The sequence below is a fragment of the Photobacterium halotolerans DSM 18316 genome (genome assembly GCF_000425165.1).
In the GTDB taxonomy this organism is placed as follows: Bacteria; Pseudomonadota; Gammaproteobacteria; order Enterobacterales; family Vibrionaceae; genus Photobacterium; species Photobacterium halotolerans.
Genome location: NZ_AULG01000023.1, coordinates 85,103 through 103,297 on the forward strand (window position 1 = coordinate 85,103; position 18,195 = coordinate 103,297).

The window sequence follows — 18,195 nt, forward strand, 5'->3', positions numbered from 1 at the left end:
TTTTCCCTTTTGGAGGTGTGTCAATGCAACGTCAACAACGCGGTTTTACCCTGCTGGAAGTCATGGTGGTTATCGTGATTCTGGGCGTACTGGCCAGTCTGGTCGTCCCGAACTTGCTGGGTAATAAAGAAAAGGCTGATCAGCAGAAAGTCGTGACCGATATTGGTGCGCTGGAGCAGGCATTGGATATGTATAAGCTGGATAACAGTGTTTATCCAACCACAGATCAAGGCCTGGATGCGCTGGTAACTGCGCCTTCGTCAAGCCCTGAACCACGTAATTACCGTAACGGTGGCTATATCAAGCGTCTGCCGAAAGACCCTTGGGGTAATGACTATAACTACGTGATGCCAGGTGAACATGGCCCGGTGGATGTCTTCAGCCTGGGTGCTGACGGTCAGGAAGGCGGTGAAGAGGTCAATACCGATATCGGCAACTGGAATATGCTGGATTACCGTTAATTCAAGCTATGAAACGTGCAGCTGCCGGATTTACGCTGATTGAACTGATGCTGGTGCTGGTGCTGCTGGCCACCAGCGCTGTAGCCGTTGTGATGACGCTGCCGGCGCCTAAAAATGAGGTGCTGAAAGAAGAATCACAGCGATTTTATTATCTGGTGCAACTGCTGGGTGAAGATGCCATGCTCAATGGTCGTGATTACGGGGTCCGGGTGGACAGGCAGGGCTACCAGTTTTTTGAGCTGGACCCGAAAGGCTGGCAACCCCTCAAGGATTCACGTTACTTCAGCGAAGTCACTCTGCCCGATACGCTAGGCATGGAAGTCAAGGTTGGCAGTGACGCCTGGCAGGACGAGGATCGTTTGTTCGAACCCGGTTCGCTGTTTGACGAGGACCTGTTTGCCAGTGAAGAAGATAAACAAGCCAAACCACCGCAGATTATCGTGATGTCCAGTGGTGAGTATACGCCCTTTACTGTGTCGTTTGATGCCAGCGGAGAAGGCGATATCTGGACAGTCGAAGCCGATGAAGTCGGACAGCTGCACCTGCTTGAACCGGGCGCCACCCGGGAGGAGTCAGGTCAATGAGTTCCCGGCGGACATTATCCTCTCAAACGGGCTTCACATTACTGGAAGTGCTGGTTGCCATGGCCATTTTTGCGACGGCCGCCCTGAGTGTGATGAAGGCGGTCGGACAGCACATCAACGCCATGGGTTACCTGGAGCAGAAAACCTTTGCCACCATGGTAGCGGATAATGAGCTGGCCCGAATTCTCATTGCAGGTGAGCGGCTGACCGCCGAGAAGAAAGGCAAATCTGAGCTCGCCGGACGGCAATGGTACTGGTCAATCAAAAGCACTGCCACAGCAGATGGCTACCTTCGTGCCCTGGATATCGTTGTCGCTACCGATGAAGCGCTGAAAGACAGGGTGGCGACCTTAAGGACTTACATTGAGAACTGAGCATCGTCAGCCCTTATCACGGCACGCGGGATTTACACTGCTCGAAGTACTGGTGGCTATTGCGGTGTTTGCTATGTTCAGCCTGTCGGCCTATCAGGTCATGAACGGGGTGCAGCGCAGCGATGAGCAGTCGCGGGAACATAACCAGCGGTTACAGGAAATTCAGCGGGCCATGCTGATGCTGGACAACGATTTTCGTCAGATCATCGGCCGTCAGGTCAGGCAGCAGGGCAATAACGAGAGCGGCCCTTTGTTGCAGAGCGGCGAATACCTGCTTGATTCCGCCAGCGACGGCATTATTTTTACCCGCGATGGCTGGCAGAACCCGCAGCAAATGTTCCCCCGCAGTGAGATCCTCCGGGTGGGCTATCGCATTATTGATGAACAACTCGAGCGGGTGTGGTTTCGCTATCCCGATACTGTGGTAGGCACTGAGCCTTTGGTGCGTCAGGTGCTGCAAGGGGTGACGGCTTTGTCGTTTAGCTACTATGGCCCGCAAGGCTGGCAGGAAGCCTGGTCAGACAATACCAGATTGCCCAAGGGCATTGCTGTGACCCTGACACTGACAGATCTGGGCAAGATAGAACGCGTGTATATGCTGCCGGAAGCGGTATTACCGGACGCAGCAAAGCCGGATGAGGACACCGCCTCATGAGACAATCTCCCGCCAGACAGCAAGGGGTGGCCCTGATTGTTGCCCTGCTGCTGTTAGCCATGATGACTTTGCTGGCGGTTCAGATGACAGATCGTCTGCAACTGAATTTTTATCGGGTTGAGAATCAGGTTTTTAACCAGCAGGCCTACTGGTACAGCCAGGGTATGGAGCAGTTGGCCAAAGTGGCGATAGAACAGAGCCTGGCGGACAGTGACACTGTTAACTTAAGCCAGGTCTGGGCAACCGAAGGCCAGACCTATCCGCTGGATAATGGCGAAGTGCAGGGAAATATCTATGATCTGCAGGCGTGCTATAACCTGAATGCCTTGTCGGGTCAGGCACCTGAGCAGGATCGCAGCCAGAAGCCGTTCCGGGTACGTTTTCTGCAGGCGCTGTTAGAAGAAGCAGGAGCGGAAAGCTATGAAGCGGAAGTGGCGGCGGATTCGGTATGGGAGTACGTCGATCCCGACGAGACAGTGTACAGCGCCTACGGTGCAGGCGACAGCAGCTATGAAGGGTTTTCACCGGCGTACCTGCCGCCCAGAAATCTGATGGCAGATGTGAGCGAGTTTCGCGCGGTGAATGGCGTGAGTGCCGCTATGTACCAGCAGGCTCGCCCTTTATTATGTGCCTTACCGTCGACCGATCTGCTGATCAATGTCAATACGATCCAGCCAGCTCAGGCAGCGTTGCTGGTCGGCGTATTCAGCCCGGAGCTGAGCCTGGATGATGCCCGCCAGTTGATCGAGAACCGCCCCTATGACGGCTGGCAGGATGTGGATGCCTTTCTGGCCGAAGGGGCCGTTAACCGGCTGACTGAAGCGGCGCGCAAGCAGGCGAAATCTTACCTGGCCGTAAAAAGTGATTTTTTTGAGCTCGATGCTGAAGTGACAGTGGATCGTGCGCGATTGCGAATATTAGCCCTGCTCAAACGAGACGGGGAGAACAAGGTGACTGTCGTACGTCGCCGTTATGGAGGAATGAGTGAGCGAGTTTCTGACGATAAGGCTGAGTAGCCGTCCTGACGGGCCGGTACATTGGCTGGTCTGGTCGCCACAGCAACAGGAAGTGATTGCCTCGGGTGAGCTGGCTGACACTGGTCAGCTGGGCGAGCTGGCGGCATACGGGGAAAACCGGCCTGTGTATCTGCTGGTATCAGGCAGCGATGTGCTGTTGAGCCAGGTATCGATCCCATCCGGGTCCGGGCGTCAACTGGCACAGGTACTGCCGTATCTGCTGGAAGAAGAACTGGCGCAGGATGTTGATGACCTGCACATTCATATGCTGAAGCGGGAAGCCGATAAAGCAGACGTTGCTGTTGTCGGTCATCAGCAGATGCAGCACTGGTTGTCGTTATGTGACGATGCCGGGCTGGCGGTACGGAAAATCATTCCTGACTGTCTTTGTTTGCCGGCCTTTGACAATAGCTACAGTGCCGCCGAAATTGATGGTCAGTGGTTATTGCGCCAGTCGGCGACCCAGGGCATTTGCGCCGATACCGAATGGCTGGCGAGCTGGATGATGGCGCAGCAGGTGCCATTAATCAGCCAGGTGCTGGAAGAGGAATCCCCAGAAGCGCAGAGCGCCGATGCGCAAACCGCGGCCGAGGCGTTGACGGACGACGCGGAAGACTCGGTCAGTCAGCACCGAATTCGCCATTTTACCCCCGCACCATCCGGCATGCCGGGACACTGGCAGGCCGAAGCCCCTGAACTGGTGATGGCCCTATTGGCAAAAGGGGCTGATGACAGCAAAGTCAATTTACTGTCCGGCCCCTATAAACTGCAACCGACCTGGCACAAAGCGCTCAAGCCCTGGCGAAAAGTGGGCATTGCCGCTGTGCTGGTACTGGGCGTGCTGGTGGCTGAATATGTGGTGCGTGTGCAGGGCATGGAAAATCAGGCCTTGGCCTATAAAACCGAGAGTGAGCGTATCTTTCGCCAGGTACTGCCGCAATTTAATAATATTCCCACCAGCAGTTACCTGAAACGCCAGATGAATCAGGAACTGTCACGTCTGGGCGGTGCGGAATCGGGTCAGGGGGTATTGCCCTGGCTGATTGAGCTGCGTCCGGCGTTACTGAAAGTGCCGCAGATCTCGGTGCAGAATCTGAAATACGATCATAACCGCCATGAACTGAGGTTGCAGGCGGTGGCAGGTGAGTTCCAGCATTTCGAGCAGCTCAGGGTCTTGCTGGTGGAAGAGTTTGAAGTAGAACAGGGCCAGCTTAACCGTGACGGCCAACAGGTAAGTGGCGCGCTGGTGCTGAGGAGACGTTCGTGAATCAGTGGTTTAAAGCATTAAGCGCGCGCGAGCAGCGTCTGGTGATTGGCGGCGCAATCGCACTGGTGATTGCCGTATTGTATTGGGGGATTTGGCAGCCGATGGCACAAAGGGCCGAATTCGCCGAGCAAAACCTGCAGACAGAGCGCCAGCTCCTGAGCTGGGTCAGCGAGAAGGCCGACGATATTACTGCGTTGCGGGCTAAAACCGGCGCTACCGGCAGTGTCAGCCCCCAGGGACTGAATCAGGTCGTCAATGAAACCACGCGCCGGTTTCGCATTGAACTGATCAGAATGCAGCCGCGTGAAGAGGCCGTTCAGGTATGGGTACAGCCATTGCCATTTAATACATTAGTTAACTGGCTGGCTTTTTTACGTGAGGAACACGGTATTGAAGCGCAGTTTATGGATGTATCAAAAACGGATCAGACAGGCGTAGTGGAAGTCAACCGGTTACAGTTGGGACGAGGCTAAGCGTGAGGTACAGAATATTATTAGGGGTGAGTTTTGCGCTGGCCTTGATTGTAAGCCTGCTGGTGCATCTGCCGGCGAGCTGGGTGTGGCAGTATGTGCCCAAGGTGCCCGGACTCTCGGTGAGCGGGATCAGCGGAACACCCTGGCAAGGGACAGCGAGTCAGGTTCGTTGGCAGCAATGGAACCTGGGGCGGGTTTACTGGGAACTCAGCCCGTGGAAGCTGCTGAGTGCTAATGCCGAGTTTGCGGTGCGGCTGGGCCAGGGCAGTGATCTGGGGCTGAGAGGACGAGGTTTGATGGGCGCGGATCTCAGCGGCCTGTATGCACAGAACTTGCTGTTATCCCTGCCAGCCCAGCAGGCGATTCAGTATGCACGCCTTCCGGTACCTTTGAATCTGGGCGGTAACTTCGAACTCACTGTTCGTGACTACAGGTTTGCGGTGCCGTACTGCCAGTCGCTGGACGGCGGGCTGGTGTGGAGTGGAGCCAGCATAGGCACCCCGCTGGGTGATGTCGATCCCGGTCAGGTACTGGCGGAGCTGAGCTGTAATGACGGGCAACTGGCGGCGACTGCCAATCAGGCTTCGGCCCAGGTCAGCAGCGAATGGCAAGTGGGCTTAACCACGGATCAGCGCTATAACCTGAACGGCTGGTTTAAGCCGGGTGCTGAGCTGCCATCAGGGCTACAGGAACAGCTGAAATGGCTGGGCAACCCGGATGCCAATGGCCGTTATCCTATTCGCTATACAGGTCGCCTGTAAGCCACAGGCTGCACAGCGACGTGTGGTCTGGCGGGTTGAGGAAAATCAAATCTGTCTGAAGATGCATTTTTCCTTTATTTCATGACCGCCATGCCATTTAATAGCAGACAGACCAAGTGACAGGAAAACAAGATGGCGGCAGAGAATAAAAAACCGACAATTCTGGCAACCGAGGTAGTGGCTCAATCCCGCCTGTTTAAAATAGAGTCTCTGGATCTCCGTTTCAGTAACGGTGAGACCCGAACCTATGAGCGTATGAAACCCAGTGGCCGGCATGCTGTGATGGTGGTGCCTGTAACGGCCGAGGGCGATCTCTTACTGGTGCGTGAGTACTCAGCAGGTACAGATCGCTATGAACTCGGCTTTCCCAAAGGTTTGATAGACCACGGCGAAACGGCCGATGAAGCCGCTAACCGGGAAATGAAAGAAGAAATTGGTTTTGGTGCCAGGCAGTTAGTGCCGATGAAAGAAGTGGTGCTGGCGCCGTCTTATTTTTCCAGCAGGATGACGCTGTTTCTCGCGCAGGATTTATTTCCCGAAAAGCTGGTCGGCGATGAACCTGAGCCGCTGGATATTGTGCGCTGGCCATTGTCGCAGGCCGAAGAATTACTGAGCCATCTTGATTTTGCTGAAGCCAGAAGCATCACTGCCTTGTTTCTGGCATTGAAGTACTTATCCTAGCAGGAGTGTGAGATGGAGCTGTCGATGCTAATTCCATCCGTGATAGAAATTGCCCGGGAATCGGGGCAGGTGATCCTTGATATTTATCAGCGCGGTCAGTTCGAGAAACAGATCAAGACGGACAATACGCCCGTGACCAGCGCAGATCTGGCTGCCCACAAACTGGTGATGGAAAGGTTAACTGAACTGACACCGGATATTCCTGTGTTGTCCGAAGAAGATGCCGCCATTCCGCTCGAAGAACGTCAACAGTGGGATCGTTACTGGTTGGTCGATCCTCTCGACGGCACGCAAGAGTTCATCGCCGGCAGTGGCGACTTTGCCACAATCATTGCCCTGGTTGAGAACAATCACCCTGTGATGGGCGTGGTGTATGCGCCGGTATCAGGCGTTGTGTACTACGCCAGCCGCCGGCAGGGGGCCTGGAAAATTACCCCCGAAGGTGAAACTGTCTCCATCTCAACCCACAAGCATGAAGGGCCGACGCAGTCGATAGCAGTGGCTATCAGCCGCCGCCAGGATATCCGGGCGATCACCAACCGGCTGGATCCGGCACTGAATTACGACTTGGTACCGCTGGGGTCTGCGGCCCTGAAATCCTGCCTGGTGGCAGAAGGGGCGGTTGATTGTTACCTGCGTCTGGGCCCCACCGGCGAGTGGGACACCGCGGCGACCCAGTGTATTGTGGAAGAGGCGGGCGGACGCATTCTCAATACCCACCTGACACCTCTGTCTTACAATGAGCGCCACACGCTGGAGAACCCGAATTTTATTACGCTGGGCGATGAAAGCCTGCCCTGGGCAGATATCCTGACCCCGGACAACCGGATGATGGAAGCCAGCTGAGTGGGCTGAACTGGCCTCTTTTGACAGAAGAGGCCGTGGTATGTTACCCGCTGCTCGGAAAAAGCCGCCTCAGGCTTCATGTTCAAAGATGCGATCGCAGGTACGGATCAGTCGCTCTGCCAGGGTTTTGCTCAGAGCCGACAACTTATCCTGGGTATGCAGGGTCACTTCCATATCCTGCACCGGCGGCAGTCCGTCATCTTCATCCAGAATTCTGTGGTGCTCGGTCACCAGCCTTCTCGGCAGCAGCGAAATTCCCAGACCGGCCTCCACGGCGCAGCACACCCCCGACAGACTGGTACTGACGTAGGCCAAACGCCAGCTTCTGCCCAGGCTGTCAAACGTATGGGCCATTTCATTGCGGTACAGGCCGCCAATAGGAAAAGACACCAGAGGCACCGGCTGCCGGTCGAGGTTGTTGCTGTGCAGGCTATCAATCCAGCATAAGGGCTCCGGCCAGCTGGCTAACCCCGGCAGACTGCCCTGCCGTTGTTTGACCAGGGCTAAATCCAGCTCGTTACTCTGAAATTTCCGCCATATATCGCTGCATAAGCCACTTTTCACTTCCAACCGGATGCCCGGAAACTCGGTCGAGAAAGCATGCAGCGTGGGCATGATGGCGTGGGTAGCAAAGTCCTCCGGTACCCCAAGCCGGATCTTTTGCTGTTCGGCGCTGACACTGGTCTGTACGACCGCTTCATTCATCAATTGCAGGATGCGGCGGGCATAATTGAGCACCCGTTCGCCTTCCAGCGTCGCAGTGACATAGCGGCCTTTGCGGTGCAGCAGTTCGCAGCCGAGCTGGGACTCCAGTTTGCGAACCTGCTGGCTGACTGTCGACTGAGTCAGGTGGGTGCTGTCGGCAGCCCGGGTAAAGCTGCCGGAGTCGACCACGGCGACAAAGCTGCGCAGCAGCACCGGGTCTAACGTCTTGTTGTGATTCATAATCTGTTATCAGTGGATATCCCACTACTTGGCATTAAGTTATTTAATTTATAAATCAAATTACCATGATCTACAATCAACACAATTCAGAATTGAAACAGCAGCCTCGTCAAGACTCTGCTTATCCATTGGCGCAGTAATACTGCTATACATGAAAGGACATATGTAATGGCCCGGAATACTTATTATGCCCCTACCGGTGGCCTGCCACCGCAAACCCAGATTCTCTCTGACCGCGCGGTTTTTACCGAAGCCTATGCCATCATTCCTAAGGGGGTGATGAGTGATATCGTGACCAGCTTCCTGCCGTTCTGGGACAATACCCGGCTGTGGGTGATTGCCCGGCCAATGAGTGGTTTTTCTGAAACTTTCTCCCATTACATCATGGAAGTCTCCCCGCAGGGCGGCAGCGACAAACCTGAACTGGATGCGGGTGCGGAAGGCGTGCTGTTTGTGGTGGAAGGCGAGATGACCCTGACGCTGGAAGGTGAGCAATATCAGATGGAAACCGGCGGTTACGCCTATCTGCCGCCCTCAGCCAAGTGGAGCCTGAAAAACAATGGCGATGCGCCGGTGCGTTTCCACTGGATTCGCAAGGCCTATGAATTTGTTGAAGGCATTGAGGTGCCCGACGCCTTTGTGACCAACGAGAATGACATCGAGCCAACGCCGATGCCCGACACCAACGATGCCTGGGCGACAACTCGCTTTGTTGATTCGGCAGATATGCGTCACGACATGCAAGTGAACATAGTGACTTTCCAACCCGGCGGCATCATTCCGTTTGATGAGACGCATGTGATGGAACATGGTCTGTACGTACTGGAAGGTAAAGCGGTTTATCACTTAAACCAGGACTGGGTGGAAGTGGAAGCCGGCGACTATATGTGGTTACGCGCTTTCTGCCCGCAGGCATGTTATGCCGGTGGCCCGGGTCGTTTCCGCTATCTGCTGTTTAAAGACATTAACCGCCACATGGTACTCAACCCATCACCGGCGTATCGCGGTAACCGCCGCTAAGCAAAGTCCCAATCGCAAAAGTCCCAATCGCAAAAACGGCGCCTAGAGCGCCGTTTTTTAGGGTGTGTAGCGCTCCACAGCATCGGCTGTGGAGTGGTACTTTCAAAACAGACGGTTCAGCCCGTTCAGCGCTGCCACCCGGTAGGCTTCAGCCATGGTCGGGTAGTTAAAAGTGGTATTGACGAAGTAATCTATGCTGTTACCGCCGTTTTTCTGCTCCATGATCGCCTGACCGATGTGAATGATCTCTGACGCCCGCTCACCGAAACAGTGGATCCCTAAGATCTCTTTGGTTTCGCGGTGGAACAGTATCTTCAGGCTGCCGACATCGGTACCGGCTATCTGTGCCCGGGCCAGATGTTTGAATTGTGCCCGTCCCACTTCATACGGCACTTTTTCCGCAGTCAACTGCTGCTCGGTTTTACCCACAGAGCTGATTTCAGGAATGGTGTAGATACCGGTTGGGATGTGATCGATCAGCTGGCCCTGAGCCTGACCGGTTGCTATGGCCTGCGCCACGAAGCGGCCCTGATCATAGGCGGCGCTCGCCAGACTCGGATAGCCAATCACATCACCCACAGCATAAATGTTATCGGCCTCGGTGCAGTAGTTTTGGTCGACGGACAGCTGGCCGCGTGAGTCCGGTGTCAGCCCGACCACCTCCAGATTGAGGCGATCTGTGTTACCTGTCCGGCCATTGGCGTACAGCAGGCAGTCGGCTTTCATTTTCTTGCCGGATTCCAGATGCAGGATCACACCGTCTTCCGTGCCTTCAATCTTGCTGTAGGCCTCCCCGCTGCGGATCATCACACCGTTGTTCCAAAGGTGGTAAGACAGCGAATCGGAGATCTCGTTATCGAGAAATTCCAGCAGCCGCTGGCGGGTGTTGATGAGGTCAACTTTTACCCCCAGGCCGCGGAAGATAGAGGCATATTCACTGCCGATCACCCCGGCCCCGTAAATAATAATGTGGCGCGGGTCGTGCTGCAGACGCAGCACGGAGTCACTGTCGTAGATGCGCTGGTGGGTGAAGTCGACATCTTTGGGCTGGTAAGGACGTGAGCCGGTGGCAATCACGAATTTATCGGCGGTATAGGTGTCATGACTGCCGTCAGGGTGGCGAACACGTATGGTGTGTGGGTCGACAAAACTGGCTTCACCGGCAATGATGGGGCAGCTGTTGCGATCATAAAAGCCCTGGCGCATTCGCGTTTGCTTACTGACCACGGTTTGCGCATGCCCCAGAATCTGGCTGAAGGTACTGTGCAGTGTGGTGGTGTTCTTGCTGTAGAGCGGGTTTTTATTGAATTCGATAATACGGCTGACCGCATGGCGCAGCGCTTTAGAGGGGATAGTGCCCCAATGGGTACAGCCGCCGCCGACACGGCTTTCGCGCTCAATGATAGCGACGCTGAAACCCGCTTTGGTCAGTCCCATGGCGGCCCCTTCGCCTCCGGGTCCGCTGCCGATAATAATCACATCATAGTGAGAAGGAGTCGTGGGGTGTTGAGTGCTCATGGGCCGCCTTATTTATCCGATTGTTTCTGTGGTGCGGAGTGTAACGCTTTCCAACCGAAGGGAAAATCGCGACTCCCCGATAGAGCGCGTAGGATCACGTTGTGGCAGAAGAAACCCCCATTTTTATCGCGGGCAGGCAGTAGTTTGTGAGCCGACAGGGAAAATGACGTTTGTGATTTTGCTTCCACCTGACAGGGCCGTTAGTATTCCCACCGGCAAAGTGTGGATTGACGCTGATCAAGTGGCTGAAAGCGGGTATAGTGAGACTCAAACTGGCAACTTAACAGAAGCAGGAACCCATGGGGATCAGGGCCCAACAAAAAGAAAAAACCCGGCGTTCACTGATTAACGCAGCCTTTAACCAGCTCAGTGCTGAGCGTAGTTTTTCCAATCTCAGTTTGCGCGAAGTTGCGCGTGAAGCTGGTATAGCACCCACATCTTTTTATCGTCACTTCAAAGATATGGATGAACTTGGACTAACATTGGTTGATGAAGGTGGCTTACTGCTTCGCCAACTGATGCGTCAGGCTCGCCAGCGCATTGCGGAAGAAGGCAGTGTTATCCGCACTTCTGTTGAAACCTTCATGGAATTTATTGAAAGCAGCCCGAACGTTTTCCGTTTGCTGTTACGGGAACGATCCGGCACCTCGCCGGCATTCCGTGCTGCTGTGGCGAGAGAAATTCAGCACTTCGTGGCGGAACTCACTGAGTATCTGGAAGCCAAAGGCGGGAGCCGGCACGAAGAAGCTTATATCCAGGCTGAAGCGTTAGTCACTTTGGTGTTCAGCTCAGGGGCCGATGCTCTGGATCTGGACAGTCAGTCGCGGGCAGAACATGCAGAGCGCTTAATCATGCAACTGCGAATGATCGCCAAGGGAGCTTACTGGTATCGTAAAGAGCGTGAGCGCAACACGCTGGCGCATAAACCTTAATTGAGTATGTTGGTGAAGATATGGACAAGCAACAAGTTAAAGCAGAACGCAAGACCTTAATCCTGTCACTGTTAGCAGGACTGTGCGGTAACGCCACGCTGGCAGTATTTACCTCCAGCGCTGTCGCTTTTTCTATTTTTCCGGTGATTGCTTTTGTGATGACTGTGTATTGTATGTATCAGGACTACCTGACACGCCCGATGGCGGAAGGTACCCCGGTGATTGCCTTTGCTTTGTTTCTGGTCGGCGCCTTTGGCTATTCTGCCTTTCTGCGCGCGCAGGCACCGGATATGGGATCAAACTTCCTGCCGTTGATGATCTGTTTAGCGCTGCTGGTGTGGGTGGCTTACCGCATGGGCGTGATGAAGCCTAAGTCAAAATCTCAAGATGACGCATAATGCGTAAACACTGAATACAGAAAAGGCGCCTCAGGCGCCTTTTTCGTTTTTGCAGCTTCCGCTCGGGATTATTTGCGCTCCAGCATCACACCTGCTTCCATGTGGTGGGTGTAAGGAAACTGATCAAACAGCGCAAACCGGGTAATGCGATGGGTGTGACCCAGGATCTCCAGGTTGGCTTTTAAGGTGTCCGGGTTGCAGGAGATATAGACGATACGCTCATAGGCCTGAACCATGCGACAGGTATCCTCGTCCATGCCTGAGCGGGGCGGGTCAACAAAAATGGTGTTGCAGTTGTAGCTGCTGAGATCAATGTTGTTGTCTTTCAGGCGGCGAAACTCGCGCTGTCCTTCCATCGCCTGAGTAAACTCTTCAGCAGACATACGGATGATCTGCACATTGTCGATCTTGTTCGCTGCAATGTTGTGCTGCGCCGATTCTACTGAAGGTTTGGCCAGCTCAGTGGCCAGCACCCGGTCAAAATTCTTTGCCAGTGCCAGCGAGAAGTTGCCGTTGCCGCAATACAGCTCCAGCAGATCGCCTTCGCTGTCCTGAGTGCAGTCTACCGCCCACTCCAGCATCTTTTGCGCCACCTCGCCGTTCGGCTGGGTAAAGCTGTTTTCGACCTGCTGATAGGTCAGTGTCTGATCGTGAACCGTCAGTTTCTCAATCACATAGTCCTGATCCAGCACGATTTTCTGTTTCCGAGCACGGCCGATCAGGTTGAGATTGAACCCTTCATCATTTAGCCTTTGCTTCAGGGCTTTGGCTTCTGCGACCCACAGATCATCCAGTTGACGGTGATATAGCAGGGAAACCAGAATCTCTCCGCTCAGTGTTGATAAGAAATCGACCTGAAACAGCTTATGACGCAGTGCCCGGTTAGGCTTCATGGCATCTACCAGCAGCGGCATCAAATCATTGATCAGACGGCTGGCTTGCGGAAACTGATCGACCCGGTACTTCTCGCGGGTTTCCTGATTGAACATGATGTAATACAGGTCTTCACCTTCATGCCAGACACGAAACTCAGCGCGCATACGGTAGTGTTGAGCAGGAGAAGCGAACACCTCCAACTCCGGGGTGTCTACGTCAGCAAACAGCGCTTGTATACGCTCGGCCTTTTCGTCCAGTTGTGCTTGGTAGGTGGCGGGGTTGATTGGGGTTGCTGCCATGGTGTTGCCTCAAAACTGCTCAAAATAAGAGCGCAGATTTTATTGCATTGCTGACCGATGTCCAGAGAAAGGGGGGAGAAAAGTGCAGGCCAGATAGATTTGTCATGACTAATAGCAAACTAAACTAGACAATTCCGACCGGGAAAACTAGCATTCCGCTGCGCTGGTTTGCCTGTTCGCAGGCGGGGAATACGGTGAGAATCCGTAACTGACGCGCAGCGGTAAGAGAGAACGAAAGACACAAGGCTGATAGCCAGACACTGTTTCATCAGGCAAGCGCAATGCCGGCCAGCCGAAATGGGAAGTCGTTGTCCTAGGCGGTTGTTCAACCATGCTCTCAAGTCCGAAGACCGACCAGCGAGACAGGCAGTATGGAGACTGCCCAGATTTCAACGCGATTTAAGGTATCCATGACAATGAAAAAAACGCTTTTAGCCGTGGCGTTGGCACCTTTGTGTCTGCAATCCTCGCTCGTTTCCGCCCAGACCACCACCGATGAGACCATGGTGGTGATTGGTCGAAGTACCAATGTTAATTCTATCGAAGATATCCCCGCGAATGTCACCGTCATTAGTCAAAGTGAAATAAAAGAGTCTGGTGCACAAGACCTTACTGCTTTATTACGTGGGCGAGCAGGGATTCAGGTTTCTGATACCAATAGTGGACCTGTCTTTTCACTTCGCGGATTCAGTGGTGGTCAGGCAGCCAGTAACACATTGATCTTGGTTGATGGCCGTAAGCTTAATCGCAATGACCTTTCATCGCCTAATCTGAATGCATTAGCGTTGAGTCAGGTCGAGAGAGTCGAAGTTTTGTCAGGTAGTGCAGGTGTCTTGTACGGCGATCAGGCAGTCGGTGGTGTGATTAACATTATTACTAAGTCGCCGGATTCAACGGGCGGTAGCCTAGGTGCGACAGGTGGCAGTTTTGATACTTACGGTTATAGAGGCGATGTGTTTGGCCGTATTAATGAAGATTGGCACTATTATCTTGCTGGAAATCAGACAGACAGTGATAACTACCGTAAGCATAATGCCAGCGAAGACGGTTCTATTCTGGGAAAAGTGCAATTCAATAAGGGCGATAAGCGTTTTTTCTTTGAGATTAATTACTTGGATGCATATAGAGAATATGCAGGTGCTCTGACTGAAGAGCAATTTAATGATAATCCAAGACAGGCGAATCCAAGTAATCCAGACGACTATTCACACGAGATCTCAACAATTTATCGAACAGGCTATCGACAAAGTGTCGCTGAAAACTGGGACATTAATGCTGAAGCCAGTTATGAGGAGACAGATACACGGGGTATCTCTTCAAGTGCGAAAAATACTAAGAAATTGGATAACCTATACGGTGCGTTACAGCTAGAGTCAGGGTTACCATCTAAACATGGTGAAGTGAATATTTTACTCGGTGTTGATTTTACCGATAGCGACTTTGACTACCTGAGTAGCTTTTTGGACCGGGGCAATGAGCAGAAAACCGTTAGTGCATATGGTTTGGTGAATTATCCGGTACGGGATGATCTGACGGCTTCAATCGGAGGCCGATATACTTCTGTAGAAGACACTTTACGAGATAAAACGACTTATCCTGCCGGGCAATCCATTGATAACGATGCTCATGCGCTAGAGTTAGCACTTAATTATCTGGTTAACGATAAGCAGCGTTTATATGCGCGGTATGATCAAAACTTTCGGTTTGCAAAGGTAGATGAGCAAGCTTATACCCCTGCAGGTATTGTTGGTTTGAAGCCACAGACTGGTGATTCGATTGAAGCTGGATGGTCATATTCTGATAGCGATGTAACGACAAGATTGAATGTTTATCGGCTAGAACTGAAAGATGAGATTGTCTTTGACAGTAGTGCGCCCGCACCCAATGGCGGAACTTTTCCGGGAGCGAATGTTAATGCCGATGCAACGAGCCGATTGGGGATTGATATTAGTGGTATATGGTATGTAACGGATGTGGCCTCAGTGGGTACTGAGTATCACTATGTAGATGGTGAATTTACCAAAGGTGTTAACGAAGGCAAAAAACTGTCTTGGGTAGCACCGCATACTGGCCGTGTCTACGGAACCTTAGCTTTCCTGCGTGACTGGCAACTTTTTGCGGAGTCAGTATATACGGGATCAAAATATCGCGATGGTGATAACGCCAATTCGCAAGAGAAAGTGGATGATTACTGGTTGTTCAATACAGCCGTGAGCTACACCGCCAATAATTGGCAGGCGTCTTTGCGAGTGGATAATTGGGCTGATAAGAGTTACGCAAGCTCTGCGAACTCTTGGGGAGCTTATTACTCAGGAGATGGCCGTAAAGCGATGCTATCAGTAGATTACCAATTCTAATCCTCAGCCGCCTTCGGGCGGCTTTTTCGTGAGGCGACAATGAAACCAAAGAAAGTGATAGTCAGTTGGTCATCCGGTAAAGACTCGACCCTGACGCTGTTACGCTTATTAGAAAACCCTGACTATGACGTCGTGGGGCTGTTTACCACTTATGTCGGTACCGAGGTGCCGTTTCAGGCAACACCAATCGCTGTGGTACGGGCACAGGCCCGGCTGACAGGGCTCCCCCTGGTTGAGATACCGCTGCCTGACGTGTTTCCTCCGAATGACGTGTACCAGTCGCTGGTGGTGGCAGCCATTCGCAATAGCGGATTGGCCGTTGAAGCCGTGGCATTTGGCGATATGTTTTGTAATGGTATTGAAACCTATCGGCGCAGTTATATTGAGCCGGCCGGTTGGCAATGTGTCTTTCCTTTGCTGGGGGAGGACAGCCAGCTGCTGGCCGAGGAAATTTTGCAACGGGGGATAAAAACGGTTTTGACCACAGTGGATACCACTCAGCTCAGTGGTGAGTTCTGCGGTAAATGGTTTAATCACTCATTACTCGCACGGTTGCCTGACGAGGTGGATCCTTGTGGTGAGGACGGCGAATTTCATACACTGGTGGTCCATGCCCCATGTTTTTCAGGGCAGTTGGCACTTGAACCTCTGCATATAGACAATCAAGGCCGGTTTCATCATCTTCGCTATCGGATCTCAGTACCAGACTCACAGTAAACTGATGTGTGGTAGTTGGCTTTTGTCTGTCAGCCAGTATGATGAGGGCTTCTATCTTGGAGCAGTCAGAAAGACGTTGTGAAAACCATCCTTATTTTTGATTCTGGTGTAGGCGGCCTCTCCGTTTACCAGGAGATTTACCGCCAGCTGCCACATTATCAATACATCTATGCATTTGATGATGCGGCTTTCCCTTATGGTGAGTTGGACGAGGCGGTCTTGGTTGAGCGTACCCTGCATATTGTGTCGTCTCTGGTCACAAAACATAACGCAGATCTGGTTGTGATTGCCTGTAATACCGCCAGCACTATCGTCTTGCCTCCTCTGCGGGCTGCGCTGAGTTTGCCCGTGGTTGGGGTTGTGCCTGCTATTAAGCCCGCGGCATTACTGAGTAAAACAAAAAGCCTGGGCGTGTTAGCCACTCCTGCTACGGTTAAACGCCAGTATACCCAGGCTTTGATCCAGGAGTTTGCTTCAGATTGCGAGGTCCATTTGCTGGGCAACACGCGCCTGGTTGAAATGGCAGAGATGAAACTACGGGGAGCTAAGGTCGATCTGGACGAGCTGACCGGGATATTGCAGCCTTGGTTTCACACAGCAATTGATACGGTTGTACTCGGATGTACTCACTTTCCGCTGATAAAAGATGAAATCAGTCAGGTGTTTGTCCAGGCCACGAATGTGATTGACTCCGGTAGCGCAATCGCTAGCCGGGTCAATTCATTGTTAGGAGACATGGCCAAAGAAAGGTCACCGCAATGGCAGAACCTGACCTATCATTCTGGTGCGAACGCCAATGTTGTGACGTTAAACCACAGTTTACTGGCCATGAACCTGAGTCAGGTGATCAGTCTTAACTATCCTCATTCTTAGGGTCGTTGGCTTCACGCACTTTTAATGTGCGCTGGCCAAACTCTTTTTCATTAAGTTTGCTGACGGCGTAGTCAGCATCCTTACTGCTCATGACGACAAAACCGAAGCCCCGCCTTTTTCCTGTTCGTTTATCTTTCATCAAGCGAACAGCAAAGACTTCCCCGTACTCTGAGAATAAATCTTTGACTTCACTTTCGTTAGCACGATAGGGAAGGTTTCCGACATAGAGCGTTTTACTGCTCTGGTTTTCATCGCCCATCATATTTTCATCCTGATTAGTGTTCAGGTAATGATTGGCAAATCCGGATAAGACGGCGCCCAGTGCGAAGGCTATCGCAGCGGTAGAAGAAATGAAGCTAAATATGATGGCACCGATAAGAGTTATCAGCGCAATGATCATAGTGTGTGAGTTGGAAAATTTCATAGGCAAGCTACAGTGTCATCGATTGAAAAGTTAGAAGGCGATTTATTTAACAAATTAATCACATTAATAGTACGTGCATAGTTTTACGATTACCAGAAAGTGAATGTATTGATCGTATAATGTTGACTTAAGGCGCATATTTTTACATTAGTTGAAATTATGACCGGTTAAACATTTTTTATTAAGAAAAGGGTTGTCAGTCTTTTCCAAGTCTCTATAATGCCGCCTCACCAAGACGGGAACGGATGAAAACATCAGTCCGGTTTTGATGAAAGGCGGCACAAAGAAAGCAAATAAAAAATTGTTTGACTACTTTGTTTGATTCGTTAGAATGGCCGCCCTGTCCACGACAAGCCAACGGCAAGTCTGGAAAAGCTCTTTAACAATTTGACCATGCAATCTGTGTGGGCACTCGACAATGATACAGTCATAAAAGATTTATCAGTGAACTGAGTGACCAATTGGTAGCGCTTTCTCGAAAGCGTTACCGGCACAGTCAATTCGTTTCAACTTCGGTTGGAACATCAGTAATCACTGAGCCGCTTTTCTTCGGGAAAGCAACAAAACTTTAATTGAAGAGTTTGATCATGGCTCAGATTGAACGCTGGCGGCAGGCCTAACACATGCAAGTCGAGCGGCAGCGACATGAACAATCCTTCGGGTGCGTTCATGGGCGGCGAGCGGCGGACGGGTGAGTAATGCCTGGGAACATGCCTTA

General features: G+C 52.4%; 20 protein-coding genes, 1 rRNA gene and 1 riboswitch. Of the genes, 17 read left to right on the forward strand and 4 right to left on the reverse strand.

The annotated features are described in order from the left end of the window. The first annotated feature begins 23 nt into the window (after positions 1 to 23). From gspG to cysQ, 10 genes are all read left to right on the forward strand, one after another. Positions 24 to 461, forward strand: a complete 438-nt coding sequence (gene gspG, locus H511_RS0106250) for a type II secretion system major pseudopilin GspG (protein WP_027251528.1) — start codon at positions 24 to 26, stop codon at positions 459 to 461. 8 nt (positions 462 to 469) lie between these two features. Further along, positions 470 to 1,045 (forward strand): type II secretion system minor pseudopilin GspH, encoded by a 576-nt coding sequence (gspH, locus tag H511_RS0106255; RefSeq protein WP_027251529.1) that lies wholly within the window; start codon positions 470 to 472, stop codon positions 1,043 to 1,045. Continuing rightward, positions 1,042 to 1,419, forward strand: a complete 378-nt coding sequence (gspI, locus tag H511_RS0106260; RefSeq protein ID WP_036758982.1) for a type II secretion system minor pseudopilin GspI — start codon at positions 1,042 to 1,044, stop codon at positions 1,417 to 1,419. Before gspH ends, gspI begins: the two co-directional genes overlap by 4 nt. Next, positions 1,409 to 2,074 carry a type II secretion system minor pseudopilin GspJ gene (gspJ, locus tag H511_RS0106265; RefSeq protein WP_027251531.1) on the forward strand — a complete coding sequence of 222 codons (666 nt, stop codon included), beginning with the start codon at positions 1,409 to 1,411 and terminating at the stop codon, positions 2,072 to 2,074. The genes gspI and gspJ overlap by 11 nt, the downstream gene beginning before the upstream one ends. Then, positions 2,071 to 3,090: a type II secretion system minor pseudopilin GspK gene (gspK, locus tag H511_RS0106270; protein WP_027251532.1), complete on the forward strand. Its 1,020-nt coding sequence runs from the start codon at positions 2,071 to 2,073 to the stop codon at positions 3,088 to 3,090. The genes gspJ and gspK overlap by 4 nt, the downstream gene beginning before the upstream one ends. Continuing rightward, positions 3,059 to 4,357: a type II secretion system protein GspL gene (gene gspL / locus H511_RS0106275; protein ID WP_027251533.1), complete on the forward strand. Its 1,299-nt coding sequence runs from the start codon at positions 3,059 to 3,061 to the stop codon at positions 4,355 to 4,357. The genes gspK and gspL overlap by 32 nt, the downstream gene beginning before the upstream one ends. Further along, entirely contained in the window at positions 4,354 to 4,830 is a 477-nt protein-coding gene (locus tag H511_RS0106280) for a type II secretion system protein M (RefSeq protein ID WP_027251534.1), read from the forward strand. Before gspL ends, H511_RS0106280 begins: the two co-directional genes overlap by 4 nt. Positions 4,831 to 4,832: 2 nt before the next feature. After that, complete coding sequence (locus H511_RS0106285) at positions 4,833 to 5,591, forward strand: type II secretion system protein N (RefSeq protein WP_027251535.1); 759 nt, start codon at positions 4,833 to 4,835, stop codon at positions 5,589 to 5,591. A gap of 132 nt (positions 5,592 to 5,723) precedes the next feature. After that, the gene (gene nudE, locus H511_RS0106290) at positions 5,724 to 6,272 is read left to right on the forward strand and encodes an ADP compounds hydrolase NudE (protein ID WP_027251536.1); all 549 of its coding nucleotides are present in this window, start codon (positions 5,724 to 5,726) and stop codon (positions 6,270 to 6,272) included. Between the two features lie 12 nt (positions 6,273 to 6,284). Beyond that, positions 6,285 to 7,118: a 3'(2'),5'-bisphosphate nucleotidase CysQ gene (cysQ, locus tag H511_RS0106295; RefSeq protein WP_027251537.1), complete on the forward strand. Its 834-nt coding sequence runs from the start codon at positions 6,285 to 6,287 to the stop codon at positions 7,116 to 7,118. A 69-nt stretch (positions 7,119 to 7,187) separates the two neighbouring features. Here the strand turns inward: cysQ and H511_RS0106300 are convergent, their stop codons facing one another. Further along, complete coding sequence (locus tag H511_RS0106300; protein WP_027251538.1) at positions 7,188 to 8,063, reverse strand: LysR substrate-binding domain-containing protein; 876 nt, start codon at positions 8,061 to 8,063, stop codon at positions 7,188 to 7,190. A gap of 168 nt (positions 8,064 to 8,231) precedes the next feature. Between H511_RS0106300 and H511_RS0106305 the strand changes: the two genes are divergently transcribed. Beyond that, complete coding sequence (locus H511_RS0106305) at positions 8,232 to 9,083, forward strand: bifunctional allantoicase/(S)-ureidoglycine aminohydrolase (RefSeq protein WP_027251539.1); 852 nt, start codon at positions 8,232 to 8,234, stop codon at positions 9,081 to 9,083. A 102-nt stretch (positions 9,084 to 9,185) separates the two neighbouring features. Here the strand turns inward: H511_RS0106305 and sthA are convergent, their stop codons facing one another. Next, positions 9,186 to 10,601: a Si-specific NAD(P)(+) transhydrogenase gene (sthA, locus tag H511_RS0106310; protein WP_027251540.1), complete on the reverse strand. Its 1,416-nt coding sequence runs from the start codon at positions 10,599 to 10,601 to the stop codon at positions 9,186 to 9,188. A 299-nt stretch (positions 10,602 to 10,900) separates the two neighbouring features. On the opposite strand from sthA, the gene fabR reads away from it, so the two are divergent. Then, positions 10,901 to 11,533: an HTH-type transcriptional repressor FabR gene (gene fabR, locus H511_RS0106315; RefSeq protein WP_027251541.1), complete on the forward strand. Its 633-nt coding sequence runs from the start codon at positions 10,901 to 10,903 to the stop codon at positions 11,531 to 11,533. A 20-nt stretch (positions 11,534 to 11,553) separates the two neighbouring features. Then, positions 11,554 to 11,931, forward strand: coding sequence for a YijD family membrane protein (locus H511_RS0106320; protein ID WP_027251542.1), 378 nt, complete (start codon positions 11,554 to 11,556; stop codon positions 11,929 to 11,931). A 68-nt stretch (positions 11,932 to 11,999) separates the two neighbouring features. Here the strand turns inward: H511_RS0106320 and trmA are convergent, their stop codons facing one another. After that, complete coding sequence (gene trmA / locus H511_RS0106325) at positions 12,000 to 13,106, reverse strand: tRNA (uridine(54)-C5)-methyltransferase TrmA (protein WP_027251543.1); 1,107 nt, start codon at positions 13,104 to 13,106, stop codon at positions 12,000 to 12,002. A 147-nt stretch (positions 13,107 to 13,253) separates the two neighbouring features. Then, a riboswitch (cobalamin riboswitch) is annotated at positions 13,254 to 13,479 on the forward strand. Between the two features lie 43 nt (positions 13,480 to 13,522). Between trmA and H511_RS0106330 the strand changes: the two genes are divergently transcribed. The 3 genes from H511_RS0106330 (at position 13,523) to murI (ending at position 17,053) form a co-directional block, all read left to right on the forward strand. Then, a complete protein-coding gene (locus H511_RS0106330; protein ID WP_051287946.1) occupies positions 13,523 to 15,463 on the forward strand; it encodes a TonB-dependent receptor in 1,941 nt (646 codons plus the stop codon). Between the two features lie 39 nt (positions 15,464 to 15,502). Beyond that, on the forward strand, positions 15,503 to 16,180 hold the full coding sequence (locus tag H511_RS0106335; protein WP_027251545.1) for a Dph6-related ATP pyrophosphatase: 678 nt from the start codon (positions 15,503 to 15,505) through the stop codon (positions 16,178 to 16,180). 78 nt (positions 16,181 to 16,258) lie between these two features. Next, positions 16,259 to 17,053: a glutamate racemase gene (gene murI, locus H511_RS0106340; RefSeq protein WP_027251546.1), complete on the forward strand. Its 795-nt coding sequence runs from the start codon at positions 16,259 to 16,261 to the stop codon at positions 17,051 to 17,053. Here murI and H511_RS0106345 read toward each other — a convergent pair. After that, positions 17,034 to 17,477 carry an RNA recognition motif domain-containing protein gene (locus H511_RS0106345; protein WP_027251547.1) on the reverse strand — a complete coding sequence of 148 codons (444 nt, stop codon included), beginning with the start codon at positions 17,475 to 17,477 and terminating at the stop codon, positions 17,034 to 17,036. The two genes, murI and H511_RS0106345, sit on opposite strands and share 20 nt — an antisense overlap. A 569-nt stretch (positions 17,478 to 18,046) precedes the next feature. On the opposite strand from H511_RS0106345, the gene H511_RS0106350 reads away from it, so the two are divergent. Next, positions 18,047 to 18,195, forward strand: a 16S ribosomal RNA gene (locus H511_RS0106350); the annotation flags it as partial.

Bases quoted from the DNA above. Each gene is read 5' to 3' on its own strand.
- gspI (WP_036758982.1), top strand. From the start codon at position 1,042: ATGAGTTCCCGGCGGACATTATCCTCTCAAACGGGCTTCACATTACTG.
- nudE (WP_027251536.1), top strand. From the start codon at position 5,724: ATGGCGGCAGAGAATAAAAAACCGACAATTCTGGCAACCGAGGTAGTG.
- gspG (WP_027251528.1), top strand. From the start codon at position 24: ATGCAACGTCAACAACGCGGTTTTACCCTGCTGGAAGTCATGGTGGTT.
- gspH (WP_027251529.1), top strand. From the start codon at position 470: ATGAAACGTGCAGCTGCCGGATTTACGCTGATTGAACTGATGCTGGTG.
- H511_RS0106300 (WP_027251538.1), bottom strand. From the start codon at position 8,063: ATGAATCACAACAAGACGTTAGACCCGGTGCTGCTGCGCAGCTTTGTC.
- H511_RS0106335 (WP_027251545.1), top strand. From the start codon at position 15,503: ATGAAACCAAAGAAAGTGATAGTCAGTTGGTCATCCGGTAAAGACTCG.
- H511_RS0106345 (WP_027251547.1), bottom strand. From the start codon at position 17,477: ATGAAATTTTCCAACTCACACACTATGATCATTGCGCTGATAACTCTT.
- trmA (WP_027251543.1), bottom strand. From the start codon at position 13,106: ATGGCAGCAACCCCAATCAACCCCGCCACCTACCAAGCACAACTGGAC.
- fabR (WP_027251541.1), top strand. From the start codon at position 10,901: ATGGGGATCAGGGCCCAACAAAAAGAAAAAACCCGGCGTTCACTGATT.
- H511_RS0106330 (WP_051287946.1), top strand. From the start codon at position 13,523: ATGAAAAAAACGCTTTTAGCCGTGGCGTTGGCACCTTTGTGTCTGCAA.
- sthA (WP_027251540.1), bottom strand. From the start codon at position 10,601: ATGAGCACTCAACACCCCACGACTCCTTCTCACTATGATGTGATTATT.
- H511_RS0106305 (WP_027251539.1), top strand. From the start codon at position 8,232: ATGGCCCGGAATACTTATTATGCCCCTACCGGTGGCCTGCCACCGCAA.
- cysQ (WP_027251537.1), top strand. From the start codon at position 6,285: ATGGAGCTGTCGATGCTAATTCCATCCGTGATAGAAATTGCCCGGGAA.
- gspK (WP_027251532.1), top strand. From the start codon at position 2,071: ATGAGACAATCTCCCGCCAGACAGCAAGGGGTGGCCCTGATTGTTGCC.
- H511_RS0106320 (WP_027251542.1), top strand. From the start codon at position 11,554: ATGGACAAGCAACAAGTTAAAGCAGAACGCAAGACCTTAATCCTGTCA.